9 protein-coding genes are annotated in these 12,615 nt (G+C 68.2%); 5 read left to right on the top strand and 4 right to left on the bottom strand.

Features of this window, described 5'->3' with window-relative positions:
• The first annotated feature begins 19 nt into the window (after window positions 1-19).
• Window positions 20-1,573, top strand: coding sequence for an MFS transporter (locus tag ACFYXU_RS27015; RefSeq protein WP_376508906.1), 1,554 nt, complete (start codon window positions 20-22; stop codon window positions 1,571-1,573).
• 7 nt (window positions 1,574-1,580) lie between these two features.
• On the opposite strand, the gene ACFYXU_RS27010 is transcribed toward ACFYXU_RS27015, so the two are convergent.
• From ACFYXU_RS27010 to ACFYXU_RS27000, 3 genes are all read right to left on the bottom strand, one after another.
• On the bottom strand, window positions 1,581-2,417 hold the full coding sequence (locus ACFYXU_RS27010; RefSeq protein ID WP_389460338.1) for a PASTA domain-containing protein: 837 nt from the start codon (window positions 2,415-2,417) through the stop codon (window positions 1,581-1,583).
• Between the two features lie 125 nt (window positions 2,418-2,542).
• The gene (locus ACFYXU_RS27005; protein WP_376508908.1) at window positions 2,543-4,072 is read right to left on the bottom strand and encodes a helix-turn-helix domain-containing protein; all 1,530 of its coding nucleotides are present in this window, start codon (window positions 4,070-4,072) and stop codon (window positions 2,543-2,545) included.
• A 52-nt stretch (window positions 4,073-4,124) separates the two neighbouring features.
• Complete coding sequence (locus ACFYXU_RS27000) at window positions 4,125-4,484, bottom strand: VOC family protein (protein WP_376508910.1); 360 nt, start codon at window positions 4,482-4,484, stop codon at window positions 4,125-4,127.
• 306 nt (window positions 4,485-4,790) lie between these two features.
• Between ACFYXU_RS27000 and acnA the strand changes: the two genes are divergently transcribed.
• Window positions 4,791-7,505 carry an aconitate hydratase AcnA gene (gene acnA / locus ACFYXU_RS26995; RefSeq protein WP_376508912.1) on the top strand — a complete coding sequence of 905 codons (2,715 nt, stop codon included), beginning with the start codon at window positions 4,791-4,793 and terminating at the stop codon, window positions 7,503-7,505.
• 92 nt (window positions 7,506-7,597) lie between these two features.
• Here acnA and ACFYXU_RS26990 read toward each other — a convergent pair whose 3' ends face one another.
• On the bottom strand, window positions 7,598-8,533 hold the full coding sequence (locus ACFYXU_RS26990; RefSeq protein ID WP_389460336.1) for an FG-GAP repeat domain-containing protein: 936 nt from the start codon (window positions 8,531-8,533) through the stop codon (window positions 7,598-7,600).
• A gap of 530 nt (window positions 8,534-9,063) precedes the next feature.
• Here ACFYXU_RS26990 and ngcE point away from each other — a divergent pair.
• The 3 genes from ngcE to ACFYXU_RS26975 all read left to right on the top strand — a co-directional run bounded on the left by ngcE (window position 9,064) and on the right by ACFYXU_RS26975 (window position 12,479).
• Window positions 9,064-10,506, top strand: coding sequence for an N-acetylglucosamine/diacetylchitobiose ABC transporter substrate-binding protein (ngcE, locus tag ACFYXU_RS26985; protein ID WP_361402825.1), 1,443 nt, complete (start codon window positions 9,064-9,066; stop codon window positions 10,504-10,506).
• Window positions 10,507-10,611: 105 nt separating this feature from the next.
• Window positions 10,612-11,541 (top strand): sugar ABC transporter permease, encoded by a 930-nt coding sequence (locus ACFYXU_RS26980; protein WP_329857124.1) that lies wholly within the window; start codon window positions 10,612-10,614, stop codon window positions 11,539-11,541.
• Window positions 11,541-12,479, top strand: a complete 939-nt coding sequence (locus tag ACFYXU_RS26975; RefSeq protein ID WP_376508917.1) for a carbohydrate ABC transporter permease — start codon at window positions 11,541-11,543, stop codon at window positions 12,477-12,479. The genes ACFYXU_RS26980 and ACFYXU_RS26975 overlap by 1 nt, the downstream gene beginning before the upstream one ends.
• Window positions 12,480-12,615 lie beyond the last annotated feature (136 nt).

Below are 12,615 nucleotides of genomic sequence, written 5' to 3'. Positions count from 1 at the left end.
CGAGGCACGAGGGCGCCCAATGAGTACACCCAAGCCGACGACACCGGCACAGACGGCCGCTCCCAGGAAGGGTGGTGACGGCAAGGGCATCGCCCTTTTCGTGATCGCCTCCTGTCAGCTGATGGTCGTCCTCGACATCACGATCGTGAACATCGCGCTCCCACACATCCAGAGCGCGCTGGACTTCTCCACGACCAGCCTGTCCTGGGTCGTCAACGCCTACACCCTCACCTTCGGCGGCCTGCTGCTCCTCGGCGGTCGCACCGGTGACATCCTGGGCCGGCGACGCGTCTTCATCTTCGGCGTGCTGCTCTTCGGACTCGCCTCGCTCTTCTGCGGACTGGCGCAGAGCGAGTGGCAACTCCTCGCGGCGCGGTCGCTCCAGGGCGTCGGCGGCGCCATCGCCTCGCCGACCTCGCTCTCCCTGATCACCACCACGTTCGACGAAGGACCCGAACGCAACCGGGCCTTCGGCGTCTTCGCGGGCGTCTCGGCCGGCGGCGGCGCGATCGGCCTGGTGGCCGGAGGCATGCTCGTCGAATGGCTCGACTGGCGCTGGATCTTCTTCGTGAACGTGCCGATCGCCGTGCTGATCGCGGTGCTCACACCCCGGCACGTCAAGGAGTCCGAGCGGCACCCCGGTCACTTCGACCTCGCGGGCGCGCTGACGTCGACGCTCGGCATGGTGGCGCTGGTCTACGGCTTCATCCGGGCCGCGCAGGAGGGCTGGAGCGATCCCTACACCATCGGCTCGTTCGTCGCCGCGGTCGTCCTCCTGGCCGCGTTCATCTTCATCGAACGGCGCTCCCGGCAACCCATCACGCCGCTGCACATGTTCGCCGACCGCAACCGCTCGGGCACCTACGTGATCATGCTCTGTCTGGCGGCCGCGATCTTCGGGATGTTCTTCTTCCTCACCCTGTTCGTGCAGCAGGTACTGGGATTCAGCCCCCTGATGACGGGTCTCGCCTTCCTGCCGGTGAGCGCGATCATCGCGGTCGGCGCGGGCATCACGTCCAACCTGCTGCCCAGATTCGGCCCGAAACCCTTCATGGTGACGGGGTCGATCCTCACCGCGATCGGCCTGTCCTGGCTGACGCTGACCGATGTGAGCTCCACCTACGCGGGCAGCATCCTCGGACCGATCCTCATCTTCGGCATGGGCATGGGCCTGATGTTCGTCTCGCTGACCATCATGGCGCTGTCGAACGTCGAGCCACAGGAGTCCGGCGCCGCGTCCGGCCTGCTCAACGCGATGCAGCAGGTGGGCGGTTCGCTCGGCCTCTCGATCCTGGTGACCGTCTTCGGCACGGCCAGCCGGAACGAGGCGGACACGCAGGTGCCCGCCTTCCTGTCGCAGGCCGGCCCGCTGGAGAAGGCCCAGTTCGCCAAGACGGGCCAGCTGCCGCCGCCGTGGGGCGACCAGGTCCTCGCCTCGGGCGTCTCGGCGGGCTTCGTCACGGCGGCGGTCTTCGCCGTCGTCGGCGCCCTGGTCGCCCTGTTCGTGATCCAGGTCCGCCAGTCCGACATCGACCGCCTCAAGGGCGGCGGCGTGATGCCCGGAGCCGGCTGACCCCGCGCTACGAGGCGGGCGTCGGCGTCGGCTCGGGACGCAGCCGGGCGTACGGCTGATCGGGGCAGGGGGCGTCGGGCGGGGCCAGCTTGAGGTAGACGGTCCCGTACTGCGGGTTCTCGATCTCCTGGCCGGGCTCGGGGTCCTGGAAGCAGACCTTCCAGGGGTCGGCGACCCCGGGCAGCTCCACGTCGGAGTACGCGCTCTCCGGCTCGACCTTCCTGAACCCGACGGGCTTCAGGGCCTCCCCGGCCCGCGCGAAGGTCATCCCGGTGACGGCGGGCATCCTCGGCCACGGGATCTTCTCACCGTCGGCGACGGGGCAAGGCGCCTCGGCGCGCACGACGCCGAGGTCGAGCGAAGGCCGTCCGCCGTTCCGCTGCCCCGCCGAAGTCTGGAAGCACACCTTCCAGCTGCTCGCGTCCCACTGCGCGGCGTCCTGGTCGGAGGCGTCGTGCGACACGACGTCGAACCCGGCGGCGGAGGCGACCCCCTTCGCCTCCGTGAGGCTCTTCCCCACGAGCACGGGAGGCCCGGTGGGCGAGGGCGACGCGGAGGGCGTGACGGCGGGGGCGGACCGCGGCGCCCGCGCGTCCTCCGGCACCGTCGGCTTCGCCTCCGACGAGCCCCCGCGCAGCACGAGCAGAAGGGTCCAGACGACGGCGAGCACGGTGGCGATCACCTTCCGCGGCCGGCTCCAGGGACTCACCCAGGCGAGCCCGATCCCCACGGGCGGCAGCACGACCAACGCCCCGACCACCACCCCGGGATGCCGCCACCAGGGCCGCGAGACCGGCAGAGGAGGCAGCGGGGGCGGCGGCGGGGCGTAACGGTACGAGTCCACGCGGGGATCGTAGACACCCTGGGGACCCCGCCACCCCGACTTCCCCGGATCGGCACCACGACGCCCGCCCCCGGAGGTCGGATCCGGGGACGGGCGTGGGACGTTGCGGGACCTGCGACGACGGCTCAGATGTCCCGGAAGATCTCGATCTGCGCCCCGATCGAGTTCAGCCGCTCCGCCAGGTCCTCGTAGCCCCGGTTGATGACGTACACGTTCCGGAGGACCGAGGTGCCCTCCGCCGCCATCATCGCCAGGAGGACGACCACGGCCGGGCGCAGGGCCGGCGGGCACATCATCTCGGCGGCGCGCCAGCGGGTCGGGCCCTCCACCAGGACGCGGTGGGGGTCGAGGAGCTGGAGGCGGCCGCCGAGGCGGTTGAGGTCGGTGAGGTAGATCGCGCGGTTGTCGTAGACCCAGTCGTGGATGAGCGTCTTGCCCTGCGCCGTCGCCGCGATCGCCGCGAAGAAGGGGACGTTGTCGATGTTCAGGCCCGGGAACGGCATCGGGTGGATCTTGTCGATCGGCGCCTCCAGCTTGGAGGGGCGGACCGTCAGGTCGACCAGGCGGGTGCGGCCGTTGTCCGCGGCGTACTCCGCCGAGCGGTCGTGGTCGAGGCCCATCTCCTCCAGGACCGCGAGCTCGATCTCCATGAACTCGATCGGGACCCGGCGGATCGTCAGCTCCGACTCCGTCACCACCGCGGCCGCGACCAGGCTCATCGCCTCGACCGGGTCCTCGGAGGGGGAGTAGTCGACGTCCACGTCGATCTGCGGCACGCCGTGCACGGTCAGGGTGGTGGTGCCGATGCCGTCGACCCGGACGCCGAGCGCCTCCAGGAAGAAGCACAGGTCCTGGACCATGTAGTTGGAGGAGGCGTTGCGGATGACGGTCGCGCCGTCGTGGCGGGCGGCCGCGAGGAGGGCGTTCTCCGTCACGGTGTCGCCGCGTTCGGTCAGGACGATCGGGCGGTCGGGGGAGACCGAGCGCTCGACCTGGGCGTGGTAGATGCCCTCGGTGGCCGTGACCTCCAGGCCGAAGCGGCGCAGCGCGATCATGTGCGGCTCGATCGTGCGCGTACCGAGGTCGCAGCCGCCGGCGTACGGCAGCTTGAAGCGGTCCATGCGGTGCAGCAGCGGGCCGAGGAACATGATGATGGAGCGGGTCCGGATCGCCGCCTCGGCGTCGATGGACTCCATGTCGAGCTCGGCCGGCGGCACGATCTCCAGGTCCACGCCGTCGTTGATCCAGCGGGTGCGGACGCCGATGGAGCCCAGCACCTCCAGGAGCCGGAAGACCTCCTCGATGCGGGCGACCCGGCGCAGGACCGTGCGGCCCTTGTTGAGCAGCGAGGCGCAGAGCAGCGCGACACAGGCGTTCTTGCTCGTCTTGACGTCGATCGCGCCGGAGAGGCGTCGGCGGCCGACGACCCGGAGGTGCATCGGGCCGGCGTAGCCGAGGGAGACGATCTCGCTGTCGAGGGCCTCGCCGATCCGGGCGATCATCTCAAGGCTGATGTTCTGGTTGCCGCGCTCGATCCGGTTGACGGCGCTCTGGCTCGTGGCCAGTGCTTCGGCGAGCTGCGTCTGCGTCCAGCCACGGTGCTGACGGGCGTCACGGATGAGCTTGCCGATGCGTACGAGGTAGTCGTCTGCCATGCGCCTCACGTTATCTCAGATATGAGATGTGACGCGTCATCGGGGTAGGCCATCAGGGTGATGCGTCACCGAGCGCGGTCGGGTGGCGCGGTTCGTACAGGGGGAGTTCGGTGCCGCTCGGCAGCCGGACGGCGGCAAGCAGGCCCCAGCGCTCCTCGGTGATGGCCCGTGAGATCGTGACGCCCTTCTTGTCCAGGCTTGTCAGCGTCTGGGTGAGGTCGTCGCACATGAGGTACACCTCGGACCGCGGCTCGTGCGTCGTCGGGTGCACCGCGATCTCGGCGGGGGGCAGCTTGAAGATGAGCCAGCCCTGCCCGGCGTCCACGTGCTCGAAGCCGACGACGTCCTTGAGGAAGGCCCGGTCGGCCTCCGCGTCCCGGGAGTAGAGGATCACATGCGCGCCGCTGAACATGGCTCGATCGTCCGCCGGGGGGTCCGGCGCGGCAATCGGTGGGCATCCGTTCGGGGCGGTGCGGGGCGGGTAGGGGGTGAGTGCGGAGGGGGCGTGTGGGGTGCGGATCGCGTGATCCGTGCCATGCCAGGCATGACCGAGCGGCGGTGATGTACTAGAGTTATCTCGACATCGAGATATCTGCCGAGGCGCACCGCTGCCGCCAGCCGGTAAGGGTTACCTAACTTAGCCTTACCTTAGCGGATCCGCGACGTGTACGTGGCGGCAGGATGTGGTGAAACGCGCACATATATGAAGGAGACTGTCGTGTCGGCGAACAGCTTCGACGCCCGCAGCACGCTGCGCGTGGGCGACGAGTCGTACGAGATCTTCAAGCTGGACAAGGTCGAGGGCTCCGCGCGCCTCCCTTACAGCCTGAAGGTCCTCCTGGAGAACCTGCTCCGCACCGAGGACGGCGCGAACATCACCGCCGACCACATCCGGGCCCTCGGCAACTGGGACTCGCAGGCTCAGCCGAGCCAGGAGATCCAGTTCACGCCCGCCCGCGTGATCATGCAGGACTTCACCGGCGTGCCCTGCGTCGTCGACCTCGCCACCATGCGCGAGGCCGTCGCCGCGCTCGGCGGCGACCCGGCGAAGATCAACCCGCTGTCCCCGGCCGAGATGGTCATCGACCACTCCGTCATCGCCGACAAGTTCGGCACCCACGACGCCTTCGCGCAGAACGTCGAGCTGGAGTACGGCCGCAACAAGGAGCGCTACCAGTTCCTGCGCTGGGGCCAGACCGCGTTCGACGACTTCAAGGTCGTCCCGCCGGGCACCGGCATCGTCCACCAGGTGAACATCGAGCACCTGGCCCGCACGGTCATGGTCCGCAACGGCCAGGCGTACCCCGACACCCTCGTCGGCACCGACTCGCACACCACCATGGTCAACGGCCTCGGCGTGCTCGGCTGGGGCGTCGGCGGCATCGAGGCCGAGGCCGCGATGCTCGGCCAGCCGGTCTCCATGCTCATCCCGCGCGTCGTCGGCTTCAAGCTGACCGGCGAGCTCCCGGCCGGCACCACCGCCACCGACCTGGTCCTCACGATCACCGAGATGCTGCGCAAGCACGGCGTCGTCGGCAAGTTCGTCGAGTTCTACGGTGAGGGCGTCGCCGCCACCTCCCTCGCGAACCGCGCCACCATCGGCAACATGTCGCCGGAGTTCGGCTCCACCGCCGCGGTCTTCCCGATCGACGGCGAGACCCTGAACTACCTCAAGCTCACCGGCCGCTCCGAGCAGCAGGTCGCGCTCGTCGAGGCGTACGCCAAGGAGCAGGGCCTCTGGCTCGACCCGGCCGCCGAGCCCGACTTCTCCGAGAAGCTGGAGCTCGACCTCTCCACGGTCGTCCCGTCCATCGCCGGCCCGAAGCGCCCGCAGGACCGCATCGTCCTCGCGAACGCCGCCGCGCAGTTCGCCCAGGACGTGCGCAACTACGTCTCGAACGACGACGAGGCGGGCAAGGAGTCCTTCCCGGCCTCCGACGCCCCGGCCGTCAGCAACGGCGTCCCGTCGAACCCGGTCGAGGTGACCGCCCCCGACGGCACCACCTACACGATCGACCACGGCGCCGTCACCGTCGCCGCGATCACCTCCTGCACCAACACGTCGAACCCGTACGTGATGGTCGCCGCCGCGCTCGTCGCGAAGAAGGCCGTCGAGAAGGGCCTGACCCGCAAGCCGTGGGTCAAGACCACCCTCGCCCCGGGCTCGAAGGTCGTCACCGACTACTTCGACAAGGCGGGCCTCACCCCGTACCTCGACAAGGTCGGCTTCAACCTCGTCGGCTACGGCTGCACCACCTGCATCGGCAACTCCGGCCCGCTGCCGGAGGAGGTCTCCAAGGCCGTCAACGAGCACGACCTGGCCGTGACCTCGGTGCTCTCGGGCAACCGCAACTTCGAGGGTCGCATCAACCCCGACGTCAAGATGAACTACCTGGCCTCCCCGCCGCTGGTCGTCGCGTACGCCATCGCGGGCTCCATGAAGGTGGACATCACCAAGGACGCCCTCGGCGTCGACCAGGACGGCAAGCCCGTCCACCTGGCCGACATCTGGCCGTCGGAGGCCGAGGTCAACGACGTCGTCGCCAACGCCATCGGCGAGGACATGTTCAACAAGTCCTACCAGGACGTCTTCGCGGGCGACGCCCAGTGGCAGGCGCTGGAGATCCCGACCGGCAACACCTTCGAGTGGGACGCCGAGTCCACCTACGTCCGGAAGCCCCCGTACTTCGAGGGCATGACGATGGAGACCTCCCCGGTCACCGACATCACCGGCGCCCGCGTCCTGGCCAAGCTGGGCGACTCGGTCACCACCGACCACATCTCCCCGGCCGGCGCCATCAAGGCCGACACCCCGGCCGGCAAGTACCTCACCGAGCACGGTGTGGAGCGTCGTGACTTCAACTCCTACGGCTCGCGCCGAGGCAACCACGAGGTCATGATCCGCGGCACCTTCGCCAACATCCGCCTGCGCAACCAGATCGCGCCGGGCACCGAGGGCGGCTTCACCCGCGACTTCACCGTCGAGGACGGCCCGGTGTCGTTCATCTACGACGCCTCGCAGAACTACCAGGCCGCCGGCACCCCGCTGGTCATCCTGGGCGGCAAGGAGTACGGCTCCGGCTCGTCCCGCGACTGGGCCGCCAAGGGCACCGCGCTCCTCGGCGTCAAGGCCGTCATCACCGAGTCGTACGAGCGCATCCACCGCTCGAACCTCATCGGCATGGGCGTCCTCCCGCTCCAGTTCCCGGCCGGCCAGTCGGCCGACTCGCTCGGTCTGACCGGCGAGGAGACCTTCTCCATCGCGGGCGTCACGGAGCTGAACGAGGGCACCACCCCGAGCACGGTCAAGGTCACCACCGACACCGGTGTCGAGTTCGACGCGGTCGTCCGCATCGACACCCCCGGCGAGGCGGACTACTACCGCAACGGCGGCATCATGCAGTACGTGCTGCGCAACCTGATCCGCGGCTGACGGACCGGTTGAACGGAAAGGGCCCCGCTCCTCGGAAGAGGAGCGGGGCCCTCGCGTTCGTCACGCGCCCTTCAGGATGACGGGAGGCCGGATCAGAACAGGATGCGGTACGTGTTCCAGCCGCTGGTGCCGATGACGGCGCGCGGCTTGAACGGGGCGGCGGCGTTGCCGGTGCCCGAGTAGCGGTACAGCTTGCCGGCCGAGTCGCGCGCGATCAGGTCGGCGCGGCCGTCCCAGTCGAGGTCGCCGATGCCGAGGATGTTGTTGTAGCTGTTCCAGCCGCCGCCGATCTTGGTGCGGCCGGTGAACGGCGCCTTGTAGTCGCCCGTGCCCTTGTAGAGCCACAGGATGCCGGAGGCGTCGCGGGCCACGATGTCGGCCTTGCCGTCACCGCTCAGGTCGCCGACACCGGCGATCTGGCTGTAGGCGTTCCAGCCGCCGCCGACCCGGTAGCGGGTGGTGAGCTTGCCGTTGTCGTAGCCCAGGTACAGGTACAGGACGCCGGAGCTGTCGCGGGCGAGGAGATCCGCCGCCGCGCCGCCACCGAGCGTGCCCGGCGAGAGGATCTTGTTGTAGATGTTCCAGCCGCCACCGATGGTGGTGAACTCGTTGGAGGCCGACTCGCCCGCGGCGTAGCCGAGGGTGCCGTTGGTGTAGAGGATCCAGGCGTCGTCGGCCACACCGTCGTGGTCGTTGTCGGCCTGCTGGGCGGCCTTGACGTTGGTCCAGGTGCTGTTGGCGTACTCGCGGGCCTCGAAGCCACCGGAGCCGTTCGGCTGGTAGTAGTAGAGGGTGGAGCCGGACACGCCCTGCAGGAAGCGGAGCTCGGCGTCGGCCGCGGCGGCGGTGGCGTTCGCGGCGGAGGCGGAGGCGGCGGGCGCGACGGCCGGCTTGATCGCCTTGGCGGCGGTCTGCGGCGCGTCCGCGGCGACCGCGGCCGTCGTGGTGCCGACGAGGGCGGCCGTGATCGCGGCGACCGTGACACGGGACAGGACGCCCGTGCGGTTCAGGCCAGAAGAGTTGGCCACGTAGTACTCCAGGTCCGTGTGGAATTGGCAGGTCCCGCCGCGCGCTCGTGCCGAAGACGGCAGGGGCGGCGGGATCTCTATGATCCCGGATCCTTCTCACGAGATCTTCACCGGGCAACTGGTTTGTGACACAACTGTTTCGATGTCGATCAAATGTCCCTTTTGCGGCTTCCCTTCCGGGGGCTCTCGTGCGCCTCCGCGTCACGCCCGCGGGATGGGGTCGCCATGACGTCCTGTCAAGGGTGTTGCGTGGCGAATGGTTGGACGAAACGCCGCAGATCCCACGTGCTTATCCCGGAGGTCTCAACTCGGGAAAGATGGTCGTGCAAACCTGGTTTCGATCTTGCTCCCGCGAAGGGAAGTGGACTATACCTGTCGGCGTCCAGCCAGTCGGAGCAATGCGACGACGGCCCGACGCGTGCACGACCCGGCTGCAAATGACCGCGGTGGCGGGGCCCTTCGCCTGTGGCGAGCGAGAAACGGGCGACCGGTACACCGCCTGAGTCCTGAATGAAGGCGAGGACTTGAGCATGGGATCCACCTCCGCACACAACGGTGAGGGCCTCGGCCGTCGCGATCTGATCAAGCGTTCCGCCGCTATCGGTCTGATCTCCGTGCCGACGATGAGCTTCCTGTCCGCCTGCGCGAGCAGCGGTGACAGCGGCAATGAGAAGGTCGAAAAGGGCACCAAGTCCGACAAGAACCCGCTCGGGGTGAATGAGTCGGCCCCGATGGAGTTCGTCCTCTTCGACGGCGGATTCGGACAGCAGTACGCCAAGGACGCCATCAAGGTGTACGAGACGAATTACCCCAAGGCGGCCGTCAAGTTCACCCCGACCCAGAAGATCACCACCACGCTCCAGCCGCGCTTCAACGGCGGCACCCCGCCGGACCTCATCGACAACTCCGGCGCCGAGCAGATGGACATGGGCGTCCTCGTCGGCCAGAAGCAGCTGGCGGACCTCACTCCGCTCCTCGACGCGCCGTCGATCGACGACCCGAGCAAGAAGGTCCGCGACACCCTGCGCCCCGGCATCGTCGAGATGGGCCAGTTCGAGGGCGACCCGGTGTGGATCATGTACTACGCGTACACGGTCTACGGCGTCTGGTACTCGCAGAAGCTGCTCGACTCCCTGGACGCCAAGTACCCGGAGACCTGGGACGAGATGCTGGCCGTCTGCGAGAAGGCCAAGAAGAAGGGCATCGCGGGCTGGACGTACGCCGGCAAGTACCCGTACTACGTCCCCTTCTCGCTCTACCCGATGATCGGCAAGGTCGGCGGCCGCGAGGTCCTCGACGCCATCGACAACCTGGAGCCGAAGGCCTGGGAGCACCCCGCGGTCAAGACGTGTTTCGAGGCGTACTACGAGCTGGTCCGGAAGGGCTACATCCTCAAGGGCACCCCCGGCCTCGACCACATCCAGTCGCAGACCGCCTGGACCGAGGGCAAGGCGCTGTTCATCCCGAACGGCTCCTGGGTCGAGAACGAGGCGGCGAAGACCATGCCGGCCGACTTCAACCTGGCCGTGTCGGCGCCGACCGGCATCGACTCCTCCGACAAGATGCCCTTCGGCACCATCTGGGCCTCCGGCGGTGAGCCCTTCATCGTCCCGGCGAAGGCGAAGAACCCCGAGGGCGGTCTGGAGCAGCTGCGCATCATGCTCAGCGAGGCCTCCTCCAAGAACTTCACCCAGTCCGTGAAGTCCCTGACGGCCTTCAACGGCGGCACCGACGGCATCGAGCTGACCCCGGGCCTCAAGTCCGGTGTCGCGGCCCTGGAGAAGGCCGGCCAGAACGTCGTCAACCCGCGCCTCCAGGACTGGTACGTCGCCCTCCAGAAGGAGAAGATCGGCGTCGCCGGCCTCGGCGAGATGATGGCCGGCCGCGCGACCCCGGCCGAGACGATCAAGAAGATCCAGAAGTACGCCGACGAGGCCGCCAAGGACTCGAGCATCAAGCACTACAAGCACTGACGCACTGCGCCGGGGCCCCTTCCCGCCGACCGGGAGCGGGCCCCGGCTCCTTCGCGCGCGGCACCAGCGGCGCGCTTGGCGCGGGAAAGATCGGGGTCGGTAGGAATGCAACACGGCAAGTACCGTTTCATCGTGGGGTTCCTCGTGGCCCCCCTCGCGCTCTATGCGCTGTTCGTGATCTGGCCGTTCATCCAGGCCATCTACTACTCGTTCACGGACTGGACCGGGCTGAGTCCCGAATTCGGCATGGTCGGATTCGACAACTACAGCCGAATGCTGGACGACGAGATCTTCTGGAAATCGCTCCAGCACAGTCTGATCTTCGCGCTGGTGCTCCCGCTGGTGACCGTCGGGATGGCACTTTTCTTCGCCTTCATGCTGAATGTCGGCGGTCGGAGCCGCAAGGGTGCGGCGATCTCGGGTGTGCGGGGCTCCTCGTTCTACAAGATCGTCTATTTCTTCCCGCAGGTGCTGTCGATCGCGATCGTCGCGCTGCTCTTCCAGTTCGCCTACAACCCGAACAGCGGAGCCATCAATTCCGTATTGAAGGGCGTCGGCCTCGGAAGCATCCAGCCGGACTGGCTCGGCGATCCGGACCTCGCCCTCATCTGCGTGATGGCGGTCCTCGTCTGGTCCACGGTCGGTTTCTTCGTCGTCCTCTTCTCGGCCGGCATGGCGTCCATTCCGAGGGACTTCTACGAGGCGGCCCTGCTCGACGGCGCGAACCGCTTCACCACCTTCTTCAGGATCACCATGCCGCTGCTCTGGGACACCGTGCAGTCGGGCTGGATCTACATGGGCATCCTCGCGCTCGGCGCGGAGTCCTTCGCCGTCGTGCAGATCATGACCGTCGGCCCCAACGGCGGCGGGCCGGACTTCTCCACCATCGTCCTTCCGCTGTACGTGTACCAGAAGGCGTTCCGGGACGGTCAGGCCGCCTACGCAACGACCATCGGTGTCGCGCTCCTCGTCGTCACGCTCGCCTTCGCGGCCGTCGTGATGAAGCTGGGCCGGCGCGAGCGGCTGGAGTTCTGATGAAGACGACCGACACTGCCACCACCGGCGTCGGGGCCCCCGACTCCCCGGCCGGTCCCGGCCCCGCCGTCACGAAGACGTCGGCGTCCGCCCCGCGCAGGACCGCCAAGGCCGAGGGCGCGACCCTCAACGTCTTCTCGCACGGCGTCCTGATCATCTGGGCGATCATGGTCGTCATGCCGCTGCTGTGGGCGGTCATGACCTCCTTCAAGACCGACAAGGCGATCTTCACCTCGCCGTGGGCGCTGCCCGACAAGCTGCACTTCGAGAACTGGTCGCGCGCCTGGACCGAGGCGCACATGAGCGACTACTTCCTGAACACCCTCCTGGTGGTCGGCGGCTCGCTCCTCGGCACGCTCCTCCTCGGCTCGATGGCGGCCTACGTCCTGGCCCGCTTCGACTTCCCGGGCAACCGCTTCATCTACTTCCTCTTCATCGGAGGGATGAGCTTCCCGATCATCCTGGCGCTGGTGCCGCTCTTCTACGTCCTTCAGAACATGGCCCTGCTCAACACCCTGCACGGCCTGATCCTGGTCTACATCGCGTACTCGCTGCCGTTCACCGTCTTCTTCCTCACGGCCTTCTTCCGCACCCTGCCGACCTCGGTGGCGGAAGCGGCCTTCGTGGACGGCGCCTCGCACACCCGGACCTTCTTCCAGGTGATGCTGCCGATGGCCAAGCCCGGTCTCATCAGCGTCGGCATCTTCAACTTCCTCGGCCAGTGGAACCAGTACCTGCTGCCGACCGTGCTCAACACCGAGCCGGAGAACAAGGTGCTCTCGCAGGGCCTCGTCCAGCTCGCCGTCAGCCAGGGTTACAAGGGCGACTGGTCCGGCCTCTTCGCCGGCCTCGTGATGGCGATGCTCCCGGTCCTCGCCGCGTACATCATCTTCCAGCGGCAGGTGGTGGCCGGACTGACCGCCGGCGCCGTGAAGTAGCCCGCCGCCCGCACTCCCGGGGCCCCCGGCGCACCCGCGCCGGGGGCCCCGGCGCGTCGTGTGACACTCAGCTCCGACACTCAAGGTCTTGACGGGGACCAAGCCGAAAGCGTCCCCTTAGAGTTCACATGTTGGA

Origin of the sequence: Streptomyces sp. NPDC002232 (assembly GCF_042890295.1) — a bacterium.
Classification (GTDB): domain Bacteria; phylum Actinomycetota; class Actinomycetes; order Streptomycetales; family Streptomycetaceae; genus Streptomyces.
This window is presented reverse-complemented; position numbering and strand designations above follow the sequence as displayed.

Bases quoted from the DNA above. Each gene is read 5' to 3' on its own strand.
- ACFYXU_RS27015 (WP_376508906.1), top strand. From the start codon at position 20: ATGAGTACACCCAAGCCGACGACACCGGCACAGACGGCCGCTCCCAGG.
- ACFYXU_RS27005 (WP_376508908.1), bottom strand. From the start codon at position 4,072: ATGGCAGACGACTACCTCGTACGCATCGGCAAGCTCATCCGTGACGCC.
- ACFYXU_RS27000 (WP_376508910.1), bottom strand. From the start codon at position 4,484: ATGTTCAGCGGCGCGCATGTGATCCTCTACTCCCGGGACGCGGAGGCC.
- ngcE (WP_361402825.1), top strand. From the start codon at position 9,064: ATGGGATCCACCTCCGCACACAACGGTGAGGGCCTCGGCCGTCGCGAT.
- ACFYXU_RS26980 (WP_329857124.1), top strand. From the start codon at position 10,612: ATGCAACACGGCAAGTACCGTTTCATCGTGGGGTTCCTCGTGGCCCCC.
- ACFYXU_RS26975 (WP_376508917.1), top strand. From the start codon at position 11,541: ATGAAGACGACCGACACTGCCACCACCGGCGTCGGGGCCCCCGACTCC.